The organism is Hydrogenophaga sp. FG152, from assembly GCF_057809615.1.
Genome location: NZ_JBMDKH010000002.1, coordinates 313,918 through 338,979 on the forward strand (window position 1 = coordinate 313,918; position 25,062 = coordinate 338,979).

Annotated in this window: 21 protein-coding genes; 16 read left to right on the top strand and 5 right to left on the bottom strand. The window is 68.7% G+C overall.

Annotated features, from left to right (window positions below):
• Window positions 1–215 precede the first annotated feature (215 nt).
• Window positions 216–1,469, top strand: a complete 1,254-nt coding sequence (locus tag ACODTB_RS04240; protein WP_291120751.1) for an NYN domain-containing protein — start codon at window positions 216–218, stop codon at window positions 1,467–1,469.
• On the opposite strand, the gene ACODTB_RS04245 is transcribed toward ACODTB_RS04240, so the two are convergent.
• Both ACODTB_RS04245 and ACODTB_RS04250 read right to left on the bottom strand, forming a co-directional pair.
• The gene (locus ACODTB_RS04245; protein WP_291120753.1) at window positions 1,442–2,620 is read right to left on the bottom strand and encodes an MFS transporter; all 1,179 of its coding nucleotides are present in this window, start codon (window positions 2,618–2,620) and stop codon (window positions 1,442–1,444) included. The two genes, ACODTB_RS04240 and ACODTB_RS04245, sit on opposite strands and share 28 nt — an antisense overlap.
• The gene (locus tag ACODTB_RS04250; RefSeq protein ID WP_291120755.1) at window positions 2,617–3,099 is read right to left on the bottom strand and encodes a YqaA family protein; all 483 of its coding nucleotides are present in this window, start codon (window positions 3,097–3,099) and stop codon (window positions 2,617–2,619) included. Before ACODTB_RS04250 ends, ACODTB_RS04245 begins: the two co-directional genes overlap by 4 nt.
• A 177-nt stretch (window positions 3,100–3,276) precedes the next feature.
• Between ACODTB_RS04250 and dusB the strand changes: the two genes are divergently transcribed.
• From dusB to purH, 3 genes are all read left to right on the top strand, one after another.
• Window positions 3,277–4,314, top strand: coding sequence for a tRNA dihydrouridine synthase DusB (dusB, locus tag ACODTB_RS04255; protein ID WP_291120757.1), 1,038 nt, complete (start codon window positions 3,277–3,279; stop codon window positions 4,312–4,314).
• On the top strand, window positions 4,311–4,547 hold the full coding sequence (locus ACODTB_RS04260) for a helix-turn-helix domain-containing protein (protein ID WP_291120759.1): 237 nt from the start codon (window positions 4,311–4,313) through the stop codon (window positions 4,545–4,547). Before dusB ends, ACODTB_RS04260 begins: the two co-directional genes overlap by 4 nt.
• Window positions 4,548–4,661: 114 nt before the next feature.
• A complete protein-coding gene (gene purH, locus ACODTB_RS04265) occupies window positions 4,662–6,248 on the top strand; it encodes a bifunctional phosphoribosylaminoimidazolecarboxamide formyltransferase/IMP cyclohydrolase (RefSeq protein WP_291120761.1) in 1,587 nt (528 codons plus the stop codon).
• A 104-nt stretch (window positions 6,249–6,352) separates the two neighbouring features.
• Here the strand turns inward: purH and hemL are convergent, their stop codons facing one another.
• On the bottom strand, window positions 6,353–7,651 hold the full coding sequence (hemL, locus tag ACODTB_RS04270) for a glutamate-1-semialdehyde 2,1-aminomutase (RefSeq protein ID WP_291120763.1): 1,299 nt from the start codon (window positions 7,649–7,651) through the stop codon (window positions 6,353–6,355).
• A 10-nt stretch (window positions 7,652–7,661) separates the two neighbouring features.
• Window positions 7,662–8,603 (bottom strand): bifunctional hydroxymethylpyrimidine kinase/phosphomethylpyrimidine kinase, encoded by a 942-nt coding sequence (thiD, locus tag ACODTB_RS04275; protein WP_291120765.1) that lies wholly within the window; start codon window positions 8,601–8,603, stop codon window positions 7,662–7,664.
• 154 nt (window positions 8,604–8,757) lie between these two features.
• Here thiD and ACODTB_RS04280 point away from each other — a divergent pair, with 154 nt between their 5' ends.
• The 6 genes from ACODTB_RS04280 to ACODTB_RS04305 all read left to right on the top strand — a co-directional run bounded on the left by ACODTB_RS04280 (window position 8,758) and on the right by ACODTB_RS04305 (window position 18,733).
• Window positions 8,758–8,931, top strand: coding sequence for a rubredoxin (locus ACODTB_RS04280; RefSeq protein WP_291120767.1), 174 nt, complete (start codon window positions 8,758–8,760; stop codon window positions 8,929–8,931).
• A gap of 101 nt (window positions 8,932–9,032) precedes the next feature.
• Window positions 9,033–9,428: a response regulator gene (locus tag ACODTB_RS04285; RefSeq protein WP_291120769.1), complete on the top strand. Its 396-nt coding sequence runs from the start codon at window positions 9,033–9,035 to the stop codon at window positions 9,426–9,428.
• A complete protein-coding gene (locus ACODTB_RS04290; protein WP_291120771.1) occupies window positions 9,428–9,793 on the top strand; it encodes a response regulator in 366 nt (121 codons plus the stop codon). Before ACODTB_RS04285 ends, ACODTB_RS04290 begins: the two co-directional genes overlap by 1 nt.
• A 29-nt stretch (window positions 9,794–9,822) precedes the next feature.
• Window positions 9,823–10,362: a chemotaxis protein CheW gene (locus ACODTB_RS04295; protein ID WP_291120773.1), complete on the top strand. Its 540-nt coding sequence runs from the start codon at window positions 9,823–9,825 to the stop codon at window positions 10,360–10,362.
• Between the two features lie 64 nt (window positions 10,363–10,426).
• Entirely contained in the window at window positions 10,427–12,673 is a 2,247-nt protein-coding gene (locus ACODTB_RS04300; protein ID WP_291120775.1) for a methyl-accepting chemotaxis protein, read from the top strand.
• Between the two features lie 39 nt (window positions 12,674–12,712).
• Window positions 12,713–18,733, top strand: coding sequence for a hybrid sensor histidine kinase/response regulator (locus ACODTB_RS04305; protein ID WP_488929118.1), 6,021 nt, complete (start codon window positions 12,713–12,715; stop codon window positions 18,731–18,733).
• A 1-nt stretch (window position 18,734) separates the two neighbouring features.
• Here the strand turns inward: ACODTB_RS04305 and ACODTB_RS04310 are convergent, their stop codons facing one another.
• Window positions 18,735–20,234, bottom strand: coding sequence for a cryptochrome/photolyase family protein (locus ACODTB_RS04310; RefSeq protein WP_291121625.1), 1,500 nt, complete (start codon window positions 20,232–20,234; stop codon window positions 18,735–18,737).
• Window positions 20,235–20,298: 64 nt separating this feature from the next.
• Here ACODTB_RS04310 and ACODTB_RS04315 point away from each other — a divergent pair, with 64 nt between their 5' ends.
• The 6 genes from ACODTB_RS04315 (at window position 20,299) to ACODTB_RS04340 (ending at window position 25,053) form a co-directional block, all read left to right on the top strand.
• The gene (locus ACODTB_RS04315; RefSeq protein ID WP_291121624.1) at window positions 20,299–20,886 is read left to right on the top strand and encodes a YqgE/AlgH family protein; all 588 of its coding nucleotides are present in this window, start codon (window positions 20,299–20,301) and stop codon (window positions 20,884–20,886) included.
• The gene (gene ruvX / locus ACODTB_RS04320; protein ID WP_291121623.1) at window positions 20,883–21,311 is read left to right on the top strand and encodes a Holliday junction resolvase RuvX; all 429 of its coding nucleotides are present in this window, start codon (window positions 20,883–20,885) and stop codon (window positions 21,309–21,311) included. The genes ACODTB_RS04315 and ruvX overlap by 4 nt, the downstream gene beginning before the upstream one ends.
• Before the next feature lie 92 nt (window positions 21,312–21,403).
• Entirely contained in the window at window positions 21,404–21,907 is a 504-nt protein-coding gene (gene pyrR / locus ACODTB_RS04325) for a bifunctional pyr operon transcriptional regulator/uracil phosphoribosyltransferase PyrR (RefSeq protein ID WP_291121631.1), read from the top strand.
• A 2-nt stretch (window positions 21,908–21,909) separates the two neighbouring features.
• The gene (locus ACODTB_RS04330; protein ID WP_488929119.1) at window positions 21,910–22,869 is read left to right on the top strand and encodes an aspartate carbamoyltransferase catalytic subunit; all 960 of its coding nucleotides are present in this window, start codon (window positions 21,910–21,912) and stop codon (window positions 22,867–22,869) included.
• Window positions 22,870–22,987: 118 nt separating this feature from the next.
• Window positions 22,988–24,319 carry a dihydroorotase gene (locus tag ACODTB_RS04335; protein ID WP_291121621.1) on the top strand — a complete coding sequence of 444 codons (1,332 nt, stop codon included), beginning with the start codon at window positions 22,988–22,990 and terminating at the stop codon, window positions 24,317–24,319.
• Window positions 24,316–25,053 (top strand): lysophospholipid acyltransferase family protein, encoded by a 738-nt coding sequence (locus ACODTB_RS04340; RefSeq protein ID WP_291121620.1) that lies wholly within the window; start codon window positions 24,316–24,318, stop codon window positions 25,051–25,053. The genes ACODTB_RS04335 and ACODTB_RS04340 overlap by 4 nt, the downstream gene beginning before the upstream one ends.
• Window positions 25,054–25,062: the final 9 nt, after the last annotated feature.

Sequence of the window (25,062 nt, forward strand, 5' to 3'; positions counted from 1 at the left end):
GTGGCATTCCGAATTTGAGACTCACCTGGATAGCTGCCGCGTTCCCGCGCTGCGGCTATCTTCATCTGCGCCGCTTTTATGGTGGCCCGGATGGGGAGCCGCAAGGCTCGCCGGTGTTGAGTTTCAAGCCGGTATGCCACACCCGTTCGGGCCACCGCCACCCCTTACCCGAGGTGGTGTGTGGTTGAGTGATCGCATACCAAGGGATCTCATCCATGCAACAGGAAAACACCGTGTTCACCCGCCCGCTCCGTCTGGGGCTGCTCGTCGATGCCGAAAGCTTCAGCGGTGCGCACGCGCCGCGCATGCTCACGCGGGTCAAGCAACTGGGCCGGCCCATCATCCGCCGTGCTTATGGCGACTGGACCACTTCGCAGCTCGCGCTGTGGAAGGGGGCGCTGCACACTCTGGCCATCCGCCCCTGCCAGCAGTTCCACTACCGCCATGGCCGCAACGCCTCCGACGCCGCGCTCATCATGGACGCCATGGAGATGCTGCATGAACGGCGCGTGGATGGCCTGTGCCTTGCCTCTACCGACAGCGATTTCACCGGCCTGGCCGCGCGCTACCAGGAGGCCGGCCTCCTGGTCTTCGGCTTTGGCACGAGCAACGCCGCCGCACCCTTCAAAGAAAGCGGCGTGCGATGCGTTCTTCTGTCTGGACACACCCGAAGAGCGCGTAGAGTCGGCGCAATGACCGAAGCATCGACCCGACCCGAACCCCAGCGCCTGGCCAAACGCCTGGCGGCACAAATTTCCTGCTCGCGCCGCGACGCCGAGCTCTACATCGCGGGCGGCTGGGTGCGGGTCGATGGCGCCGTGGTGGAAGAACCCATGGCGCGCGTGCGCGACGAGCAGGCCGTGGTGCTCGATTCCCAGGCTCGGCTGGAGCCGCTGGTGCCGGTCACGCTGGTCTGGCACAAGCCTGCGGGCCAGGCCTTGCCTGAAGAGCCTTTCCTGCCCGATGAAATCGCCGTGCGGTGGTTTGCATCAGGTGCGCGCTCCCAGGGCGACCGCTCGGGCGTGCGCCCACTCAAGGCGCATGGCCACAAGCTGCTGCCGGTCTCGCCTCTGGAGGTGCTCGCCAGCGGCCTGATGGTGTTCACGCAGAACCCGGGCGTGGCGCGCAAGATCACCGATGCCTCCTCGCCGCTGGAACACGAGTGGCTGGTGGAGGTGCAGGACGATCCCGAACTCGACGACGGCGCGCGGCGCGAGGCGGTGCTGCAGTCCCTGGGCAAGGCGCTGTTCTTCGACGGCTGGGCGGTGCCCGCAGCGCGCGCGAGCTGGCAGAGCGAGCGGCGCCTGAGGCTGGCGATCAAGGGCACGCTGCCGGGGCAGGTGGCGCACCTAGCCGAGCGCGCCGGCCTGCGCCTGGCCTCGGTGCGGCGCCAGCGCCTGGGCCGCATCGGCCTGGACGGCCTGCCTTCAGGCCAGTGGCGCTACCTCGCCGCGCACGAGCGTTTCTGAAGCCACGCGGCCCACAGGCTCACGGCCATCGCCACCAGCATCACGGCCAGGCCGACCTGGTGCAGGTTCATCATGCCGCCCTGGGCGATCATCACGCCGCCCAGCGCCGCACCCAGGGCCTGCCCGCCATACAAGGCCGACGTGTTGAGCGCCACGGTGGCCGGTGCCAGCTCGGGTGAGATCTGCACCAGCCGCGCTTGCTGCGCCGAGTTGCACGAGAAGCAGCCCAGCGCCCAGGGGATGAGCACGAAGGCCTGGGCCCAGACGCCGTAGCGGCCCAGCGGCCAGAGCAGCAGGCTCAGCACGATGGCGCCCAGCGTGATCAGCACGGCCCGGGGCGCGCCGATGCGGTCGATGGAGCGCGTGACCGCGACATTGCCCGCCAGGCCGAAGACGCCGAACCACAGGAAGATCAGCGACAGCAGTCCGCCGCCCGCGCCCAGGGTCTGCGCGAAGTAGGGGGCGAAGTAGGAAAACAGCGTGAACTGCCCGAAGGAGAAGAGCAGCGTCACCGCCACGGCGGTCATCAGCGGGGCCGAGCCCAGGGTGCGGCCCCAGGCTTCGCGCGACAGCGCGGCCGGTTTGATGCCGTCGGGCATCTCGCGCCACACCCAGGCGCCGCTGAGGAACGAGGTCAGCGCCACCAGCCCGAAGGCCCAGCGCCAGTTGAGTTCGCTGCTGATCCAGGCCGACAGCGGCATGCCCAGCACCGAGGCCAGCGACCAGCCCAGGAAGATGAAGGTGATGGCGCGCCCGCGCATCGCCGGGCCGACCAGCAGGCCCACGCTGGCCGCCGCCTGCGGCGTGAAAATGGCCGGCGCGATGACGGCCAGCACGCGCAACGGCATCAGGCTGGCGTAGTTGGGTGCCAGCGCGCAGGCCAGCAGCAGCACGCCGTACCAGATCAGCGAGATCGTGAGCAGGCGGCGCCGGTCCCAGCCCGCGACCAGGCTGGCGAACAGCGGCGCGCCCAGGCCCATCAGGATGGCCGCGGCCGTGATGAGCTGGCCAGCCTGCGGGATCGACACGCCCAGCGACTGGCTGATGTCGTTGAGCGTGCCGGGCACCACCATCACGCCGGTGCCGATCACGAAGTTGCCCACCATCAGGGCCCAGAGGGCGCGTGGCAGGCGGTTGCTGGCAACGGTCATGGGTGCAGGGTTCCAGGGAAGAACCACAACAGCGCGGCCGTCATGGTGAGGTACCGGGCGAACTTGCCGATGGCCATGTAGGCCAGGCAGGGCCAGAAGGGGAATTTCAGCCAGCCAGCCACCGCGCACAGCGGGTCGCCCACCACCGGCAGCCAGGACATCAGGCAGGCCTTGGGGCCGAAGCGCTCCAGCCATTGCAGCGCGCGCAGATCGACATGATTGCCGCGCGCACGGTCCACCACCTTGTGCGTGCCCAGTCCCATGAGCCAGCTCACGGCGCCGCCGGCGGTGTTGCCGGCGGTGGCCACCAGGATGGCCGGCCAGAAGAGATGCGGGTTGAGCTTGATGAGGCCGAACACCGCGGGCTCCGAGCCCAGGGGCAGGAGCGTGGCCGAAATGAAGGACACCACCAGCACCGTGCTCAGGCCGAACTCGGGCAGGGCCAGCAGTTCCATCAGGTAGGTGATCCAGTCGGGCATTGGGCGGTGTGTTCGGGGGCGGGAAGACCGGCGATCGGGAAGTCGGATGGCGGGCGAAAAAAGAGGGGCGATATATCGCCTGCTGAAAAAACAGGCAGATACAATCGCCTTCCTTCGCCCCCCGCGTCAGCGGGGATCGCGGCAGATCCACCACTCGACACCGATTCTCCCACCGCCATGCAACTCGGGGCTTTCACCCTGCCCAATGCCCTGTTCGTCGCGCCCATGGCGGGGGTGACGGACCGGCCATTCCGCAAGCTGTGCAAGCGCCTGGGCGCGGGCTACGCGGTCAGCGAGATGGTGACCTCGCGCCCCGATCTGCAGGACAGCCTCAAGACCTCGCGCCGCGCCAACCACGAAGGCGAGGCCGCGCCGATCTCGGTGCAGATCGCCGGCACCGACGCGCAGATGATGGCCGACGCCGCGCGCTACAACATCGACCGCGGCGCGCAGATCATCGACATCAACATGGGCTGCCCGGCCAAGAAGGTCTGCAACAAGTGGGCCGGCTCGGCGCTGATGCAGGACGAGGCGCTGGCCATCGAGATCGTGCAGGCCGTGGTGGCCGCCTGCGAGCCGCACCGCGTGCCCGTCACGCTCAAGATGCGCACTGGCTGGTGCGCCAGCGTGCGCAACGCCCCCACGCTCGCGCTGGCCGCCGAAGCCTCGGGTGTGCAGATGCTCACCGTGCACGGCCGCACGCGCGAGCAGGGCTACAAGGGCCAGGCCGAGCACGACACCGTGGCCCACATCAAGAGCCGCGTGCGCATTCCGGTGGTGGCCAACGGCGACATCGACAGCCCCGAGCAGGCACGCGAGGTGCTGCGCCGCACCGGGGCCGACGCCATCATGGTCGGCCGCGCCGCCCAGGGCCGGCCCTGGATCTTCCGCGAGATCGCCCACTTCCTCGCCACCGGCGAACACCTGCCGCCGCCCGACCTGGCCGATGTGCGGATCTGGCTGCTCGACCACCTGCACGACCACTACGACCTGTACGGCGAATCCACCGGTGTGCGCAGCGCGCGCAAGCACCTGGGCTGGTACGCGCAATCGCTGCCGCTGCCCCCCGGCGCGGCGGCGGTGTTCCGTTCGCGCGTCAACGCCGTCACCACGGTCGAGGCGCAGCTGCGCTGCGTGAGCGAGAGCCTGGACGAGTGGTCGTCCGGCGAAACCACAACAACAACCCCGAGCGACAACTGGAAACTGGCCGCATGAAACAGAACAAATTGCACGACTGTGTGCGTGCCAGCATGGAAGACTTCTTCCGCGACCTCAACGGCACCGACCCCGCCAATCTGCACGACATGCTGGTCAAGGCAGTGGAAAAGCCCTTGCTCGAAGTGGTGATGGAGCAGGCGCAGAACAACCAGTCGCGCGCCGCGCAATGGCTGGGGCTGAACCGCAACACATTGCGCAAGAAGCTGCTCGAACACAAGCTGATTGATTGATGGAACACCCCCGCCGCGCTTCGCGCGACCCCCTCAAGGGGGCGTTTCACGCGATGCGTGCCACGCACCGGCGGTGCATGGACAATTGATTTCAAACCTTCCCAAGACCTCTCTATGCGCGCACTCATCTCCGTCTCCGACAAGACCGGCATCGTCGAACTCGCCCAGGCCCTGCACGGCCTCGGCGTGGCCCTGATCTCCACCGGCGGCACCGCCAAGCTGCTGGCCGAGAAAGGCCTGCCAGTGACCGAGGTGGCCGAGGTGACGGGCTTTCCCGAGATGCTCGACGGCCGCGTGAAGACGCTGCACCCCAAGGTGCACGGCGGCCTGCTGGCGCGCCGCGACCTGCCCGAGCACATGGCCGCGCTCAAGACGCATGGCATCGACACCATCGACCTCCTGATCGTCAACCTCTATCCCTTCGAGTCCACGGTGGCCAAGGCCGGTTGCACGCTGGAAGACGCGATCGAGAACATCGACATCGGCGGCCCGGCCATGGTGCGCAGCGCCGCGAAGAACTGGAAGGACGTGGCGGTGCTGACCGACGCGGCCCAGTACCCGGCCGTGATCGACGAACTCAAGGCCGGCGGCAAGCTCAGCGACAAGACGCGTTTCGCGCTCTCGGTCGCCGCGTTCAACCGCATCAGCAACTACGACGCCGCCATCAGCGACTACCTCTCGTCCATCGAGTTCGAGGAAGGCGCCAGCGTGCCCCGCCGCAGCGAGTACCCGGCCCAGAGCAACGGCCGCTTCGTCAAGCTGCAGGACCTGCGCTACGGCGAGAACCCGCACCAGAGCGCCGCGTTCTACCGCGACCTGTACCCGGCACCGGGCTCGCTGGTCACGGCCAGGCAGCTGCAGGGCAAGGAACTCAGCTACAACAACATTGCCGACGCCGATGCGGCCTGGGAATGTGTCAAGAGCTTCGAGGCGCCAGCCTGTGTGATCGTCAAGCACGCCAACCCCTGCGGCGTGGCCGTGGGCAAGGACGCGCTGGAGGCCTACGGCAAGGCTTTCCAGACCGACCCCACCAGCGCCTTCGGCGGCATCATCGCGCTCAACCGCGTGCTCGATGGCGCGGGTGCGCAGGCGATCAGCAAGCAGTTCGTCGAGGTGCTGATGGCGCCCGGCTACACGCCCGAGGCGCTGGAGGTCTTCAAGGCCAAGGCCAATGTGCGTGTGCTCGAAATCGCGCTGCCCCCGGGCGGCGCCAGCGCCTGGGACAAGGGCCTGAACCTCAGCGATGTGAAGCGCGTGGGCTCAGGCCTGCTGATCCAGAGCGCCGACAACCACGTGCTGCAACGCAGCAACCTCAAGGTGGTCACCAAGCTGCAGCCGACCGAACAGCAGATCGAAGACCTGCTGTTCGCCTGGAAGGTGGCGAAGTTCGTGAAGTCCAACGCGATCGTGTTCTGCAAGGACGGCATGACCATGGGCGTGGGCGCGGGCCAGATGAGCCGCCTGGACTCGGCGCGCATCGCCAGCATCAAGGCCGGACACGCCAAGCTCTCGCTGCAGGGCACGGCGGTGGCCAGCGACGCCTTCTTCCCGTTCCGCGACGGCCTGGACGTGGTGGTGGACGCGGGCGCGAGCTGCGTGATCCAGCCGGGTGGGTCGATGCGCGATCAGGAAGTGATCGATGCGGCGGACGAGCGCGGTGTGGTGATGGTGTATTCGGGCGTGCGCCACTTCCGCCATTAAAAACCACCCCTGCGCCGGCGCTTCGCGTCCCCACCCCTAAGGGGGCGCCGCTGGCGGCCCGGCAGAGCCGGTTCCGCGGCGGCCTTGAGCAAACCCCTGGCTCGTCAGAGCTTCTTGAACACGTCGCGTGCGGCACCCACGGTGTCCGCGATGTCCTGGGCGGAGTGCGCCGCGCTCACGAAACCGGCTTCGTACAGGGCCGGTGCGATATAGACACCGCGCTCCAGCAGGCCGTGGAACAGCGTGTTGAAACGCGGGCCATCAGTGGTCATCACCTTGGCGTAGTTCTGCGGCAGTTCGTCGAACAGGAAGAAGCCGAACATGCCGCCCTCGCTGTCGCCGCTCAGTGCCACGCCCTCGGCGGCGGCGGCGCCCTTGAGGCCATCGACCAGCGAGCGCGTGGTGGCCGCGAGCTTGTCGTAGAAACCGGGTTGGCGGATCTCCTTGAGCGTGGCCAGGCCGCAGGCCGTGGCCACGGGGTTGCCCGAGAGCGTGCCGGCCTGGTACACGCCGCCCAGCGGCGCGAGCTGTTCCATCACCGCGCGCTTGGCGCCGAAGGCTGCCAGCGGCATGCCGCCGCCGATCACCTTGCCCATCACCGTCATGTCGGGCTCGAAGCCGGGAATGAGTTGGGCGTACACGCTTTGTGCGCCGCCGAGCGCCACGCGGAAGCCGGTCATGACTTCGTCGAAGGCGAGCAGGGCGCCGTGCTGCGTGCACAGCTCGCGGCAGCGCTTCATGAACGGCACGCTGGCGCGCACGAAGTTCATGTTGCCCGCGATCGGCTCGATGATGAGGCAGGCCAGTTCAGCGCCGTGCTCGGCGAACGCGGCCTCGAGTTGCTCGAGGTTGTTGTATTCGAGCACGAGGGTGTGCTGCACCACCTCGGGCGGCACACCGGAGCTGGTGGGGTTGCCGAAGGTGGCCAGGCCCGAGCCGGCCTTGACCAGCAGGGCGTCGGCATGGCCGTGGTAGCAGCCCTCGAACTTGATGATCTTCTTGCGGCCGGTCGCGCCGCGCGCCAGGCGGATGGTGCTCATGCCGGCCTCGGTGCCCGAGCTCACCAGCCGCACCATGTCGATGCTGGGCACCAGCTCGACGATGGCCTCGGCCAGCTCGACCTCGCGCTCTGTCGGCGCGCCGAACGAGAAACCCTCCAGCACGGCCTTCTGCACCGCCTCGACCACCGCCGGGTGGCCATGGCCCAGGATCATCGGACCCCAGGAGCCGATGTAGTCGATGTAACGCTGGCCGTTGGCGTCCCAGAAGTGGGCGCCCTGGGCGCGTTGCACGAAACGGGGCGTGCCGCCCACCGCGCGGAAGGCGCGCACGGGCGAGTTCACGCCGCCGGGGATCAGCGCCTTGGCGCGGTCGAACAGTTGCTGGTTGCGATCGGTGGTCATGGAGCGAAGGTCAATGTCTCGTGGTGTCGAGCGGGAAATCGTTGGCGTCGAGTGTGCTGTCGGGCGTGCCTTCAGTGGGGGCTTCCTCTTCCTCGCCCTCGTCATCGTGTGCCCAGAACAGGCGGTCGGGCACGGCATGGCCCATGCCGGGCTGGAAGCCCGCGTCCAGGCACTGGTCGAGGTAGGTGAGGGCTTCGGCGCAGGCCGCCTGCAGGTCGCTGCCACCCGCGATGAGCGCGCACAGCGCGGCCGAAAGGGTGTCGCCCGCGCCGGTGAAGGTGGCTTCGAAGCGCTCGTAGCGCGCCGTGGCCAGCACCGTCTCGGGCGTGGCAAGGTGGCTTTCCAGGTACTGGTCGGCCGCGTTGAACCCGGTCACCAGGGTGTAGGGCACGCCGTGCACGGCCGCCGCGCGCGCCACCTCGCGGGCGGTTGGCGGGCGATCGCCTTCCCATTCGGGCAGGAGCCACCGGCACAAGGTGCTGTGGTTGCCCACCAGCACCGTGGTCTGCGGCAGCAGCAGTTCGGCGCAGGCGTCCAGGTAGGTGTCGATCGCCATCTCGTCCCACCAGGAGAGGTCGGGCATGTAGGTGATGACCGGCACCTCGCTGTAGTCGGTCGTGATCTCCGCGATCACGCTCAGGTTTTCCGGGCTGCCCACGAAACCGACCTTGAAGGCCTGCACCGGCATGTCCTCCAGCGCGCAGCGCGCCTGGTCGGCCACCGCTTCTTCATCGAAGGCGCAGTGGTCGTGGATGTCGGAGGTGTCGCGGATGTAGGCGCCCGTGACAATGGGCAGCACGTGCGTCGACGCGCTCGACATGGCGGTGATGTCCGCGCTCAGGCCGCCCGCGCCGCTGGGATCGCTGGCGTTGAAGGTCAGCACGCACGGCAGGGAAATCTCGCCGGGCTTCTCGACCGTTTCGGGCGCGGAAGTTGCGGGTGTATCGGGCATGGGTACGGAGGGGGGGAAGGGTTGTGGCGCGGTCACCCGGGTGGTGCGTTGCGCAGGGCGCCAAACGTGATCGACAGCCGGTCCAACTGGCTTGCGGAGCGGCTTATGTCGCTCGATACAATGCTTGCATTCTAAGACAATGCCCCCTATAACCATGACCGAAACCAAGACTTGGATGTGCCTGATCTGCGGCTGGATTTACGACGAAGCCGCAGGTGCACCCGAGCATGGCGTGGCCGCCGGCACTCCCTGGGCTGAGGTGCCGATGAACTGGACCTGTCCCGAGTGCGGCGCCCGCAAAGAAGATTTTGAAATGGTGCAGATCTGAGGCGGGGGTCTGCGCGCTTGATGGTTTCCTGGCGAACCCGGTAGGGTATTTCTCCGGTCTCGCTTTCCTCGTTCTGTCCCACCCTCTGGAGCTAGTGAAACGTGAGCACAACGCCTGCCCTCAAAGTCCTGGTGGTTGACGACAGCAACACCATCCGCCGCAGCGCCGAGATTTTCCTCAAGCAGGGTGGACACGAAGTCCTGCTGGCCGACGACGGCTTCGACGCCCTGGCCAAGATCAACGACTACCAGCCCGATCTGGTGTTCTGCGACATCCTCATGCCGCGCCTCGACGGCTACCAGACCTGCGCCATCATCAAGCGCAACGCCCGCTTCGCCACCATCCCCGTGGTGATGCTGTCGTCCAAGGACGGCGTGTTCGACAAGGCGCGTGGGCGCATGGTCGGCTCGCAGGACTACCTCACCAAACCCTTTACCAAAGACCAGCTGCTGCAAGCCGTGCAGCAGTTCGGCGCCAACCTGACAGGAGCAGTGTGATGCCCATTCGGAAAATCCTCGTGGTGGACGACTCGAAAACCGAGCTGATGGTCCTGTCCGATCTGCTGGGAAAAAACGGCTACACCGTGAGCACCGCTGAGAACGCGGACGAGGCCTTCCGTCGGCTTGGCGAGGAAAAGCCCGACCTGATCCTGATGGACGTGGTGATGCCCGGTCAGAATGGGTTTCAACTCACGCGTGCCATCACGCGGGACCCTCAGTATTCGAGCATTCCCATCGTCATGTGCACGAGCAAAAATCTGGAGACCGACCGCGTCTGGGGCATGCGCCAGGGCGCACGCGACTACGTGACCAAACCGGTCGACGCGGAAGAGTTGCTGTCGAAGATTCGCGCGCTGGGTTGACCGCACCAACGACCTGAACCGCACCGAGCATGGCCAAACGTCAATCACTCAAGGAACTCCAGGAACGATTGGCCCAGCGTTTGACGGCCGCCAAGACCGAAGCCGTCACCGCCACCTGGTTGGCGGTCGAAGCCGGCGACCGGCGTTACCTGCTCCCTCTGGTGCAGTCCGGTGAAATCTTCCCCTGGTCCGCGCTGCAGCGCGTGCCCTACACCAAGCCCTGGTACGCCGGGGTCGCCAGCCTGCGCGGCGGCCTGCATGGCGTGATCGACCTGGCCCGCCTGGTCGGCTCGGCGGCCTCGGCGCTCCCTTCCCAGACCAGCGAACGCGTGACCTCCGAGTCGCGCCTGGTCAGCCTGCACACCGCGCTCGGCTTCAATGCCGTGATCTGGATCGACCGCCTGCTCGGTCTGCGCAATCCCTCCATGTTCACCGCGCTCGGGGCCAATCCCGAGGGCGCGCCTTCGTATTTCACCCGCTCGCTGGTCGATGCCCAGGGTCAGTCCTGGCAGGAGCTGGATCTGCAGATGCTGGTGGCCGAGCCCGAGTTTCTGGCGATCGCCGCCTGAAGGTTGAACCCGCGGACCGCATGGGGTCCATTCGTCATTCTGTTTTCAGTTGGAAGGTTTTTACATGGCTATGCTTGATCGATTCCAGGGTCTCTTCAAGAAAAAAGCCGGCGACGAACCCGACCTTTCCAATGCCACCGACCAGGAGGTCGCCGAACTCGCGGCGGCCCGCCTGGCGCCGACGCTTGCATCGGAAGGCCTCGTCGGCAACCCGATGGTGGACGAGGACAGCCCCGACGCCAGTGGCCAGGTGACCCTGCCGCTGTTGGGCAGCAAACCGGCCGAGCAGCACCAGCGCACGCTGGCCATCCTGCTGGCGCTCGGCCTGGTCGTTCTCGGTGGCGTGACACTGTATGCCCTGACCCAGACCGAAAAGGTCGGTCAGCAGGTGGCTGCCAGCGGCCAGGCCCTGATGCAGTCGCAGCGCTTGGCCAAGAGCGTGTCGCAGGCCCTGATCGGCAGCCCGGCCGCCTTCCCCGAGGTGCGCGACAGCTCGACCGTGATGGCCCGCACGCTGCGCGGCCTGCAGGGCGGCGACAGCGAGATGTCGCTCGACGCGTTGGGCGCCGAATATTCGGAAGACCTCGGCAAGATCCTGCCCAAGGTGGACCAGGCCGAGCGCAATGCGGCGGCGGTGCTGGCGCAGCAGAACATCCTGACGCAGGTGGGCAACGCCTTGCGCACCATCAACCGGCAGTCGTCGGACCTGCTGGAGATCGCCGAGACCGTGTCCTCGCTGAAGCTGCAGCAGAACGCGCCAGCCGCCGAGATTTCGGCCTCGGGCCAGCTGGTGATGCTGACCCAGCGCATCGGCAAGTCCGCCAACGAGTTCCTGACGATGGAGGGCGTGAGCCCCGAAGCGGTGTTCCTGCTCGGCAAGGACTTGAACACCTTCAAGGAAATCGCCGAGGGCCTGCTCAACGGCAGCGACGAACTGCGCCTGGCCGCCGCGCGCGACCCGCAGGTGCGCGAGCGCCTGGACGCCCTGCTCAAGCTGTACGAAGCCACGCGCGTCGAAGCCGGTGCGATTCTGGGCAACCTGCAGGGCCTGGTCTCGGCGCGTGAAGCGCAGGCCGGCATCATTGCCGACAGCGAACCCTTGCGCTTGAGCCTGGAGAAGCTGCAGGGCGACCTGTCGTCGCGCTCGGGCCTCGGTGGCGGCCAGTTGGCGGCCCTGGCGCTCTCGGCCCTGTTCGCCCTGCTGTGCGCGGGCGGCCTGGCCTATGTGCAGCTGCTCGACAGCCGCCAGCGCCAGTCGGTGGCGGAATCGCAGCGGCTCGCCGCCGAGTCGCTGGAGCAGGACGCCAAGCGCGTCAACGACGCCAACCAGGCGGCCATTCTTCGCCTGATGAACGAACTGCAGACGGTGGCCGAAGGCGATCTGACGCAGGAAGCCACCGTGACGGAGGACATCACCGGCGCCATCGCCGACTCGGTGAACTACACGGTGGAAGAACTGCGCTCGCTGGTGGGCAACGTGCAGGCCACGGCCACGCGCGTGGCCCAGACGACATCGGCGGTGGAAAGCACCTCGACCGAGCTGCTGGCGGCGTCCACCGAACAGCTGCGCGAGATCCGCGAAACCGGCCAGTCGGTGCTGGACATGGCGCAGCGCATCAACCAGGTGTCGGGCCAGGCGCAGGAGTCGGCCACGGTGGCCCGTGCGTCGCTGCAGGCCGCCGAGTCGGGCCTGCAGGCCGTGCAGGACGCCATTGGCGGTATGAACGCCATCCGCGACCAGATCCAGGAAACCTCCAAGCGCATCAAGCGGCTGGGTGAGTCGTCGCAGGAGATCGGTGAAATCACCGAACTGATCTCGGACATTACCGAGCAGACGAACGTGCTGGCCCTCAACGCCGCCATCCAGGCGGCGTCGGCCGGTGAAGCCGGCCGGGGCTTCTCGGTGGTGGCGGAAGAAGTGCAGCGGCTGGCCGAACGCTCCGCCGATGCCACGCGCCAGATCTCGGCGCTGGTGAAGGCGATTCAGACCGACACGCAGGACGCGGTAGCCGCCATGGAGCGCTCCACGCAGGGTGTGGTCGAAGGGGCCAAGCTGTCGGACAACGCCGGTACCGCGCTGTCGGAGATCGACCGCGTGTCGCGCCGCCTCGCCGAGCTGATTGAACAGATTTCCGCTGCCGCGTCCCGCGAAGCGGATTCGGCCAACGAGGTGGCCGGCAACATCCAGCACATCTTCGCGGTGACCGAACAGACCGGCGAAGGCACGCGCTCCACGGCGGCCCAGGTGCGCGAGCTCTCGGCCATGGCCGAGGAACTGCGCCAATCCGTGGCCCGATTCAAGATCGCCTGACGACCTCGCTCGGCGCCCGCGTCAACCCACTGGAAGAACATGCTCGACTCCGCCATCGACACCGACAGCCTGCCAGCGGACGCGCCGGTCGCCGACCTCGGCCCCCTGGCCTGGGTTTTCGAGGAACTGCGCAAATCGCTCGACGGCGCCAACAAGGCCATCAGGCGCTTCGTGCGCGAGACCGAACTGTCGCGCAACAACGACCTGGAGGCGGTGGACCCCGGTTCGCTGCGGCTGGCGCGCCAGCAGTTGCACCAGGCCGTGGGCGCCCTGGAGATGGTGGGGCTGACCTCGCCGGCCCAGGTGCTGCGGGCCATGGAAACCGCGGTGCAGCGTTTCGTGCAGCGCCCGAACACCTGCAACGAAGAGGCCGCGGGCAAGGTCGAGCGCGCGAGCTTCGCGCTGATCGAGTACCTGGAAGCGGTGCTCAACAACAAGCCGATCCAGCCGGTGGCGCTGTTCGCGCAGTACCGCGAGGTGCAGGAATTGGCCGCGGCCGAGCGCGTGCACCCGGCCGATCTGTGGCCGTTCGAACACCGGGGCAAGGAGGTCGGCGCGCCGGCCGACGTCGCCGCGCTCGAATCCAGCGCGGCGGTGCGCTCGCTGTTCGACCGTCTGGTGCTGCTGGTCGTGAAGACCCAGAGCGTGGCCGCCGCGCTTCAACTGGCCAAGCTCAGTGCGGGCCTGTCCGCCGGCGCCGCCGATGCGCGCTCGCGCACGTTCTGGCGCGTGGCCGCCGGTTATTTCGAGGCGGTGGCGCAGCGCCTGCTGCCGCCCGACGTCTACGTCAAGCGCGCGACCTCTCGCATCCTGCTGCAGTTCGTCAACCTCAGCCAGGGCAAGGCCCAGGTCTCCGAGACCCTGTTGCACGACCTGCTGTTCTTCTGTGCCCAGCCCACGTCGGTTTCCGCCACCACCACGCCCCACCTGGCGGCGGTGCGCGACGCCTTCGGCCTGGGCCAATTGCCGCCGGTGGACTACCACCAGGCCACGCTGGGCCGCTACGACCCGGCGGTGCTGGCCCAGGCGCGCAAGCGCATCCACGCGGCCAAGGAAGTCTGGTCGCTGTACTCCAGCGGCGACAACAGCCGCGCCCGGCAGGTGGCCGACCAGTTCAGCCTGATCGGCGATTCGCTGCTCAAGCTGCACCCGGCCAGCACCGTGCTGGCCCAGGCCCTGGTGAAGGCGGCCGATCAGGCCGTGCAGGAAGCCGGCAACGTGCGCCCCGAGCTGGCGATGGAAGTCGCCACCACCACGCTGTACCTGGAAGCGGCCTTCGAGGATTTCGACCCCAGCGCGCCTGAGCTGACCGCGCGCACGCAAGCCCTGGCCGAACGCCTGGAAGGCGTGCTCGCCGGGCGGCCCGCGCAGCCGCTGGATGTGTGGATGGAGCAGCTGTACCGGCGCGTGAGCGATCGCCAGACCATGGGCAGCGTGGTCGGCGAACTCAAGGCCTCGCTGGGCGAAGCGGAAAAATCACTCGACCAGTTCTTCCGCAACCCGCGCGAGAAGGCCGGTCTGCACGTGGCGGTGTCCCAACTGGGGCAGATGCGCGGCGTGCTCTCCGTGTTGGGGCTGGAGCAGGCCGTGCTCACCGTGGCCCGCATGCGCAACGCGGTGGACCAGATCCTCGACACCGAGGTGGACGAAGCGCTGGCGCGCGAGGCCGGCACCTTCCAGCAGCTGGGCAACAACCTGAGCGCGATGAGCCTCCTCGTCGACATGCTCAATTACCAGCCCGCGCTGGCCAAGAAGCTTTTCGTGTTCGACGAAGAGAAAGGCGAGTTGCTGCCCCTCATGGGCCGCAGCGTGGGGGCCGATGCGGCGCACCAGCCCGCCCTGGAAGAGGCGCAGGCCATCAGCGATGGCGTGCAGCGCGTGGTCGACAGTGTGCAGGGGGGCCTGAGCCTGGTGGATCTGAGCGAACAGCTCGACTCGCTGGCGGATCAGGCTTCGCTGGCCGAGCAGTCGGGCGTCGCGCGTGCCGCGCGAGAAGCCGCCGAGGCGGTAGTCGGCGAAGATGCCGCCGCCGGTGCGCAGGCCCTGGTGGGCCTGTCGGCGTCGTCCACGGTGGCCCAGGCGCCCGAGCCCGAAGCGCCCAGCGACTCGGACAGCGACGAAGACGACCTGCTCGACATCTTCCTGGAAGAGGCCCGCGAGGTCGTGGCCAACGGCCTGGAAGCCGTGTCGCACCTGCAGGTGCAGCCCAGCGATCTGGAGCACCTGACCACGCTGCGCCGGGCGTTCCACACGCTCAAGGGCAGTTCGCGCATGGTCGGTCTGGACGAATTCGGCGAAGCGGCCTGGGCCATGGAGCAGTTGCTCAACACGGTGCTGGCCGAACAGCGGCCCGCCAGCCCGCCCCTGCTCACGCTCGCGGGCGAGGCCATGACCGAGTTCGGGCGCTGGGTGGACGACATCTCGGCACGCCGTGCCGTGCCCTGGCGCTCCTTGCCCTTCCGCGCCAGCGCCGAGGCGCTGCGCGACCAGGGGCAGTACCTGCCGCTGGCCTCGCCGGAGGCGGCCACGTCCGCGCCGGCGCCTCTGGTGGACGCCACCGTGTTCGTGCCACCGGAGGCGGCCGAACCGGCCCCGATGGGGGAGGCCCTGGCCGAGCCTTCGTTCGACCTCGATCTCGATGCCGTGGCGGCTGCCGCAGCCGCGGCAGCGACCGCAGAGGCGCCTGCCGATGCACCGCCCACCCAGGATTTCCCGCCGGTGGACGCGGCCGCCGAGCCGCCGGTGGTGGCCCCGCCGCTGGACGCCGAACCGCTGCTGGCCGACATCGATTTCGGCAGCCTCGCCGCGTTCTCCTCCGCCGCGCAAGCCGTGCCGGCCGAAGCCACGGTCGAACCCGAGCCCGCCCTGGTTGAGCCGGTCGTGGCCGAGCCCGAATGGGCCGACCCCGAACTGGCCCAGGTGGTCGATCCCGTGGACGAGCCGCTGCCGGCGAGCGTGCCCGAGGGGGTGGACGAGGCGGTGGTGGAGCCGCTGCCCGAGCCCGTCGAGGCGCCCCTCGCGGACGACCACCTGGCCCTGGAAGTGGCGCAGTCGGTCGAACCTTTCGCGCTGCCCGAACCCGAGCCCGAGGCCATCCCCGACGAACAGACCAAGGTCATCGGTTCGCTGCGGATCGGCCTCAAGCTCTACAACGTCTACCTCAACGAGGCCGACGAGTGGTCCCGCCGCCTCAACACCGTGCTGACCGAGTGGGCGCTGGAGCGCCACGAGCCGGTGCCCGAGCAGGCCGAGGCGCTGGCGCATTCGCTGGCCGGCAGTTCGGCCACGGTGGGCTTCCAGTCCCTGTCCGACATCGCGCGCGCGCTGGAGCATGCGATCGAATCGGTGGGCATGCACCAGCGCTCGGGCCACCCGGCCAGCGCGGGCCAGGCCCAGCTGTTCGTCGAGGCGTCGGACGACATCCGCCGCCTGTTGCACCAGTTTGCCGCCGGCTTCCTCAAGGAGCCCAACGCCGAGTTGATGGACGCGCTGTACCGCGTGGTGCACGACCCACAGCCCGAACCCGGGCCCGCCGTCGAGGAGCCTGCGCCCGCCGAGGTGCAGGCGCCCCAGGACGACGGCGCGCCGGTGCTGGCGCTGACCGGTTTCGAGGTGCCCGACCGCGCCGAACACACCACCGCCTTCACGGCGCCGCACGCCGACGTGAGCCGCGTGCACGAGGTGGTGCAGGACATCGACGACGACATCGACGTGGCCGACACCGTGGACGTCGACCTGTTCCCGATCTTCGCGGAAGAGGCACAGGAGCTCATTCCGCAGCTCGACGGCGCCTTGCGCCAGTGGGTGGCGCGCCCCGACAACAGCAGCGCGCGCGCCGAGGTGCTGCGCAACCTGCACACGCTCAAGGGCAGCGCGCGCCTCGCCGGCGCCTTGCGGCTGGGCGAGATGGCGCACCGCATGGAAACCACCGCCGAGCGGTTGGGCTCCGACCTTCAGCGCGGTGCCGATCTCGAACCCCTGCAGACCGCGTTCGACGCCATCAGCGCGCGTTTCGAGCAGTTGCGCAACGCCGACGCCCAGATCATCGACATCGTGCCGCCGGTGCCCGAGCCGGTGCCGGCCCAGCCGGTGGCAGAGGCCGCCGCACCGCCCGTGGCCGAGACCGCCGCCACCGGCGGGGAAGGGGGCCTGACCGGCATCTCGCTGCCGCAGGCGCCCACGATCCTGCAGGCCCGCGCGGGTGCCGCCGTTCGCGTGCGCCCCGAGCTGCTGGACCGCTTGGTCAACCAGACCGGCGAGGTGATGATCACGCGCTCGCGCATGGAGTCCGAACTCGTGACCCTGCGCGGCTCGCTCAAGGACCTCACGGGCAACCTGGACCGTCTGCGCGGCCAGTTGCGCGACATCGAACTGCAGGCCGAGACCCAGATGCAGTCGCGGCTGGCCCAGGCGCGCGACGCCGACCAGTCGTTCGACCCGCTGGAGTTCGACCGCTTCACCCGCGTGCAGGAACTCACCCGCATGATGGCCGAGTCGGTCAACGACGTGGCCACCGTGCAACGCAACCTGCAGCGCGCGGTCGAAGCCACCGAAGACAGCCTGGTCGCCCAGGCGCGCCAGACGCGCGAGCTGCAGCGCGACCTGCTGCGCACGCGCATGGTGGAGTTCGAAGGCATCTCCGAGCGCCTGTACCGCGTGGTGCGCCAGGCCTCCAAGGAAACCGGCAAGCAGGTGCGGCTGGACATCACCGGCGGCAACATCGAAATGGACCGCGGCGTGCTCGACCGCATGACCGCCGCGTTCGAACACCTGCTGCGCAACAGCGTGGCCCATGGCATCGAAGCGCCCGAGCGGCGCCAGCAGGCTGGCAAACCGGCCGAAGGCCAGATCGAGATCGTGCTGGGTCATGAGCTCAACGACGTGTCGCTGGTGTTCACCGACGACGGTGCCGGCCTCGATCTCGCGCGGCTGCGCGAAAAGGGCCTGGCGCAAGGCATCGTGCCGGCAGGCACCGAGCTGAGCGACGAGGAAGCCGCCCAGCTGGTGTTCGAGCCCGGCATCAGCACGGCGCGCGAGGTGTCCGAGCTGGCTGGCCGTGGCATCGGCATGGACGTGGTGCGCAACGACGTGGTCGCGCTGGGCGGCCGCATCGAGACCGCCACGCAGGCCGGGCGGGGCACCAGTTTCAAACTGGTGCTGCCGCTGACGACCGCGGTCACGCAGGTCGTGATGCTGCGCGCGGGCGGGCTCACCGTGGGCGTGCCGTCCAACCTGGTCGAGGTGGTGCGCCGCCTGGGCAGCGACGACCTCACCAAGGCCTATGCCAGTGGCCACCTCAATGTGGCAGGCGAGGACGTGCCCTTCTACTGGGCTGGTGCGCTGCTGCAATCCTCGGCGCATTCGACCGAGGTGCATGGCCGCACACAACCGGTGGTGATCTTCCGAAGCGCGGCGCAGCGCGTGGCCATGCACGTGGACGAAGTGCTGGGCAACCAGGAAGTCGTGGTGAAGAACCTGGGGGCGCAGCTCTCGCGGCTGCCGGGCCTGGCGGGCATGTCGGTGCTGGCCTCGGGCGCGGTGGCCCTGATCTACAACCCGGTGGCCCTGGCCACGGTGTACGGCGCCCAGGTGGCCGAGTGGGTGGCGAACCAGCGCACAACGCCGCAGGCGGCGACGTCCCTGGGCGAGGCGCTGGTGCAGAGCGCGGCGGAGGTCAACACGGTGCCGCTGGTGCTGGTGGTGGACGACTCCATCACCGTGCGCCGCGTGACGCAGCGCCTGCTGCAGCGCGAGGGCTACCGCGTGACGCTGGCGGCCGATGGTCTGCAGGCGCTGGAGAAGCTGCAGACCGAGCGCCCGACCGTGGTGCTGTCCGACATCGAGATGCCGCGCATGGACGGCTTCGACCTGGTGCGCAACATCCGCAGCGACGTGCGCCTGTCCGACCTGCCGGTGATCATGATCACCTCGCGCATCGCGGAGAAACACCGCGAGCACGCGCGCGAACTCGGGGTGGACCACTACCTGGGCAAGCCCTACTCGGAAGACGAGCTGCTGGCCCTGATCGGCCACTACGCGAAGGCGGCCGCCGAAGCTTGATCTAGCCTGGTTTCTTGCCGGGCTGCTTCACCACCGCATAGCGCAGTAACGTGCGCTCGCGCGCCACCGCGTGGTCCACGATCGGCTGCGGGTAGCCCTCGCCCAGCACCAGCCCGGCGGCTGCCAGCTCGATCTCGTTGGCCTTCCACGGGGCATGGATCGCTGCGTCCGGCAGGCCGGCGAGCTGCGGCAGGTACTTCCGGATGAACTTGCCCTGCGGGTCGAACTTCTCGCTCTGCGTCACCGGGTTGAAGATGCGGAACCAGGGTTGCGCGTCGCAGCCGCTGGAGCTTGCCCATTGCCAGCCCCCGTTGTTGGCCGCGAGATCGAAGTCGATCAGGTGGTCGGCGAAGTAGCGCTCGCCCCATTGCCAGTGGATGCCCAGATCCTTCACCAGGAAACTGGCCACCACCATGCGCAGCCGGTTGTGCATGTAGCCGGTCTGGTTGATCTGCGCCATGGCCGCGTCGATCAGCGGGTAGCCGGTGCGGCCCTCGCACCAGGCCGCGAACAGCTCCTTGGCGTGTTTGCCGTGCTCGAACTTGATGGCGTCGTACTCTGGTTTGAAGGCCTTGTCCACGGCGTGGGGGAAATTGGCCAGCACCTGGTGGTAGAAGTCGCGCCAGACCAGCTCCGACAGCCAGGTGGTCGCGCCCGCGATGCCCTGCAGGTGCATCTGGTAAGCCACCGAGGCGAGGTGGCGGATCGAGATGGTGCCAAAGCGCAGGTGCGCGCTCAGGTAGCTCGGCCCCTTCACCGCAGGGAAATTGCGCGCCTCGGTGTAGCGGTCGATGCGGTCGACGAAGTCCTCGAACAGCGCGTGCGCCCCGCTCGTGCCGGTGGGGAGCGCGAGTTGCGCGAGGTTGGTGGGCTCGAAGCCGATGTCCGACAGGTTGGGGACCGGTACCGCGTATTCGGCGGGCACGCCGGCCAGTGTGCCCGCGTACCGGGCGACCGGGTAGGCCTTCAGGTGAAACGGCGTGAGCGCCTTGAGCCAGGCGTTCTTGTAGGGTGTGAAGACGCCGAAGGCGTGGCCCGCCTGCGTGAGCACCTCGCGCCGCTCGAAGATCACATGGTCTTTGTGGCTGTGCAGCAGGATGCCGGCGTGCGCGAGGTCGCCGAACACGCGCGCGTCGCGCGCCAGGGCGGCGGGCTCGTCGTCGTGGTTGGCGAACACCGCCTGCACGCCCAGCTTCTGCGCCAGCGCGGGAATCACCTGCCGGGCCGGCGCGTGCAGCACGATCAGGCCCACGCCCTCCACGTGGTGTGCCCGCCCCAGCGCGCGCAACCGTTCGTCGAGCTCCACCAGCGATTCGCGGATGAACTCCACGCGCCGGTCGGCGCGCAGGCCGCGTTCGAGCAGGTCGTCCAGGATCTCGGTGTCGAACACGAACACGCACCACACCTGACGGCAGACCTTGAGCGCGTGGTACAGCGCCGCGTTGTCTTCCGCGCGCAGATCACGGCGGAACCACATCAGACCTTTGTCGTAGCTGTTCATGGGCAGGGCGGGGGGTTGCCCCTGCCGGCAATGACCAGCAGAGTAGGCGGCTTAAAATCGCGCCATGTCCGCTGATTTTGCCCCCATCAACCTGACCAATCATTTTCTGATTGCGATGCCCGGCCTCAGCGACGAGCTTTTTGGCCGCAGTGTGGTGTTCATGTGCGAACACAGCGAGCGCGGTGCCCTGGGGCTGGTGATCAACAAGCCCAGCGACATCCTCCTGCCCCGCCTGTTCGAGAAGGTCGACCTGCCGATGGGCCGTGACGACCTGGCCGAGTTGCCGGTGTTCCAGGGCGGGCCGGTGCAGACCGAGCGCGGTTTCGTGCTGCACGAGGCGGTCTCGGGCGAGGGCGAATCGGTCTACGCCTCCACCCTGTCCATTCCGGGCGGTCTGGAGATGACCACCTCCAAGGACGTGCTCGAAGCCATGGCCTCGGGTGCTGGCCCGCGCCGGGTGTTCGTCTCGCTGGGCTACGCCTCCTGGGGGCAGGGCCAGCTCGAATCGGAAATCACCGAGAACAGCTGGCTCACGGTGGAGGCCGACCCCAACCTCATCTTCGACGCGCCGGTGGCCGAGCGCTACGAGCGTGCCATGGCCCTGCTGGGCCTGCAGCCCTGGATGCTCTCGCCCGACGCAGGCCACGCATGACCGTGAACACGCCGGCGCCCACGACCCCTGAAGTCCCGGCGCATTGCCAGATGTTTCTGGCGTTCGACTTCGGCCTCAAGCGCACCGGGGTGGCCACCGGCAACCGCCTCACGCGCAGCGCCACCCCCCAGCCCACCATCGCCGCCGAGGGCGACGCGCGTTTCGTGCAGATCGCGCAGCGCCTCAAGGAATGGCAGCCCGATGCCCTGGTGGTGGGCGTGCCGTACCACCCCGACGGCGCGCCCCACGAGAACACCGCGCGCGCGCTCAAATTCGCGCGCGAGCTGCGTGGCCGCCATGGCCTGCCGGTGTTCGAGGTGGACGAGCGCTACAGCACCACCGAGGCCCACAGCCTGGGGGCCAAAGACGCCGATGCCGCGTCGGCCTGCATCATTCTGGAACAGTTTTTGAGGAGCCTGCCTTGATTGAGAAGAGCACGAGCGACGCCGGGCCGCCCCAAGGCGCGAGCGCCCCCTTGGGGGGCAGCGCAGTACGCGAAGCGACCAGCGTGGGGGCCATGCTGCCCGATGCCGAGGCGCTCTACACCGAGCTGGCGCGCGGCGTGAAACAACTGCTGGCCTCTTCGCCCGCGCCCGTGGTGCTCGCCGGCATCACCTCCGGCGGCGCCTGGCTGGCCGAGCGCCTGCAGGCCGACCTGGGGCTGCCCGGGCCGGCCGGTGTGATCTCGTCGAGCATGCACCGCGACGACTTCGCGCAGCGCGGCCTGGCTTCGAGCGCGCAAACCCGACTGCCGTTCGACGTGAACGGCGCGCACGTGCTGCTGATCGACGACGTGCTCTACACCGGCCGCACGCTGCGCGCCGTGATCAACGAACTCTTCGACTACGGCCGCCCGGCCAGCGTGCGCCTGGCGGTGCTGGTGGACCGGGGCGGGCGCGAACTGCCGATCGAGGCCAACCTGTGCGCCGCGCGCCTGGACGTGCCCGCGGGTCGTTCGCTCGAACTCGCGCGCGACGACAGCGGCCGCCTGAGCTTCGTGCTGGAAACCAAGGAAGCCTGACCGTGCAACGCAAGAACCCCCAGCTCAACAAGAACGGTGAACTGATTCACCTGCTCTCCACCGAGGGCCTGTCGCGCGACATCCTCACGCAGATCCTGGACACCGCCGCCAACTTCGTGAGCGTGAGCAACCGCGAAGTGAAGAAGGTGCCGCTGCTGCGCGGCAAGAGCGTGTTCAACCTGTTCTTCGAGAACAGCACGCGCACGCGCACCACCTTCGAGATCGCGGCCACGCGCCTCTCGGCCGACGTGATCAACCTCGACATCGCTCGCAGTTCCACCGCCAAGGGCGAGTCGCTGCTCGACACCATCGCCAACCTCAGCGCCATGGCGGCCGACATTTTCGTCGTGCGCCACAGCGAGTCGGGCGCGCCCTACCTGATCTCGCAGCACGTGGCTCCGCATGTGCACGTGGTCAACGCCGGCGACGGGCGCCACGCCCACCCCACGCAGGGGTTGCTCGACATGTACACCATCCGCCACTACAAGAAGGACTTCACCCAGCTGTCGGTGGCCATCGTGGGCGACGTGCTGCACTCGCGCGTGGCGCGCTCCGACATCCATGCGCTCACCACGCTGGGCTGCCCCGACGTGCGGGTGGTCGGCCCGCGCACGCTGGTGCCCAGCGACCTCTCGCACATGGGCGTGCGCGTGTGCCACACGCTGGAAGAGGGCATCAGGGACTGCGACGTGGTGATCACGCTGCGGCTGCAGAACGAGCGCATGAGCGGTGCCCTGCTGCCGTCGAGCCAGGAGTACTTCAAGAGCTTCGGCCTCACGCCCGAGCGCCTGCGCTGGGCCAAGGACGACGCGATCGTGATGCACCCGGGCCCGATCAACCGGGGCGTGGAAATCGATTCGGCCGTGGTGGACGGCCCGCAGAGCGTGATCCTGCCGCAGGTCACTTACGGTATCGCGGTGCGCATGGCGGTCATGGGCATCGTCGCGGGGAACGAGGCATGAACAAGGCCCACCCCAGCAGCGACCTGCGGTCGCTGACCCCCTCAAGGGGGCGCAGCCTGCGGCCCGGCAAAGCCGGTTCCGCGGCAGCCCTTGACTGTGTGCGCATGAAAGTGACGTCATGAAAATATTGATCCAGAACGGCCGGGTGATGGACCCGGCCAGCGGCCGCGACGAGATCGCCGATGTGGCGATCGCCGCCGGCCGCGTCATTGCCATCGGCAACGTGGCGCCCGACTTCCACGCCAGCCGCACGCTCGACGCCAGCGGCTGCGTGGTCGCGCCCGGCCTGGTGGACCTCGCGGTGCGCCTGCGCGAGCCCGGGCAGGAGCACGCCGGCATGCTCGAAAGCGAGATGGCCGCCGCCGTGGCCGGCGGGGTGACCTCGCTGGTCTGCCCGCCCGACACCGACCCGGTGCTCGACGAGCCCGGTCTGGTGGACATGCTCAAGTTCCGCGCCGAGAAGCTGCACCTGGCGCGTGTGTTCCCGCTGGGCGCTCTCACGCGCGGCCTGCAGGGTGAGGTGCTCACGGAAATGGCCGAGCTCACCGAGTCCGGCTGCATCGGCTTCGGCCAGGCCGAAGTGCCCATCGTCAACGTGCAGGTGCTGCAGCGCGCGCTGCAGTACGCGGCCACCTTCGGCTACACCGTGTGGCTGCGCCCGCAGGACTTCTGGCTCGGCAAGGGCGTGGCCGCCAGCGGCCCGCTGGCCACGCGCCTGGGCCTGGCGGGCATTCCTGCCGCCGCCGAAACCATCGCATTGCACACGCTGTTCGAGCTGATGCGCAGCGCCAAGGGCGGTGGCGCGGGCGCGCGCGTGCACCTGTGCCGCCTCAGCAGCGCGGCCGGCCTGGCCCTGGTGCGCCAGGCCAAGGCCGAGGGCCTGCCCGTCACCTGCGACGTGAGTGTGCACAACCTGCACCTCACCGACGTGGACATCGGTTACTACGACAGCCGCCTGCGCCTGCAGCCACCGGTGCGACAGCAGCGCGACCGCGACGCGCTGCGCGCGGGCCTGGCCGATGGCACCATCGACGCGCTGGTGTCCGACCACAACCCGGTGGACAGCGACGCCAAGACCCTGCCGTTCGCGGAGGCCGAGCCGGGCGCCACGGCGGTCGAGTTGCTGCTGGGCCTGGCGTGCACCTGGGCGCAGCAGGAAGGCCTGGGGCTGATGCAGGCGCTGGGCGTGCTCACCGTCGGGCCGCAGGCGGTGCTGGGCGCGAGCCTGGGCACGCTGCAGGCCAGCGCTGGCCGCATCGCCGTGGGTGGCGTGGCCGACCTCTGCATCTTCAACCCGGACAGCGGCTGGACCGTGCGGCCCGAGGCGCTGCGCAGCCAGGGCAAGCACACGCCCTTCGGCGGCCACGAACTGCCGGTGCGCGTGCACGCCACGCTGGTGGGTGGGCAGCTCGCCTACCAGGCCGACACCGAGCGGACCGCCGCCGCGTGAAACCCTTTCGCGCGCTCTGGCGTGGCCTGCGGGCCACCGCGCACGTGCTGGGTGCGCTGTGGACCATCCGCACCGAGCTCGGCCGCCTGACCCCATCGCAGACCGAACTCGTGGTGCGCGAGTGGACGCGCCGCATGCTGCTCATCCTGGGCGTGGAGCTGGTGGTCGAGGGCACGCCGCCCGAACACGGCCCGCTGCTGCAGGTGGCCAACCACATGTCGTGGCTGGACATCCTGGTGATGAACGCCGCGCGCCCGAGCCGCTTCGTTTCCAAGGCCGACGCCGAGCACTGGCCCTTGCTGGGCTCCCTCATCACAGGCGCAGGCACGCTCTACCTCGAACGTGGCAACCGGCGCGCGGCCATGCGCATGGTGCACCACATGGCGGAGCGGCTGGAGCTGGGCGACATCGTCACGGTGTTTCCCGAAGGCACCACGGGCGACGGCCGGGCCCTGCTGCCCTTCCACGCCAACCTGCTGCAGGCCGCCATCGCGGCGCGCGCGCCCGTGCTGCCCATCGCCTTGCGCTTCGTGCAGCGCGACACCGGCGAACCGCACCCGGCGCCGGTGTTCGTGGGCGACACCACGCTGATCGGCTCGATCTGGGCCACGCTCAACGCCGACGGCCTGCGGGCCGTGGTGCGCTATGGCGAGCCGCAACATGACGAGGGCCGCGACCGCCGCACCTGGGCCAACGACCTGCGCGCGGACATCGACCGCCTGCGCGCACTCTGAAAAAAGGAC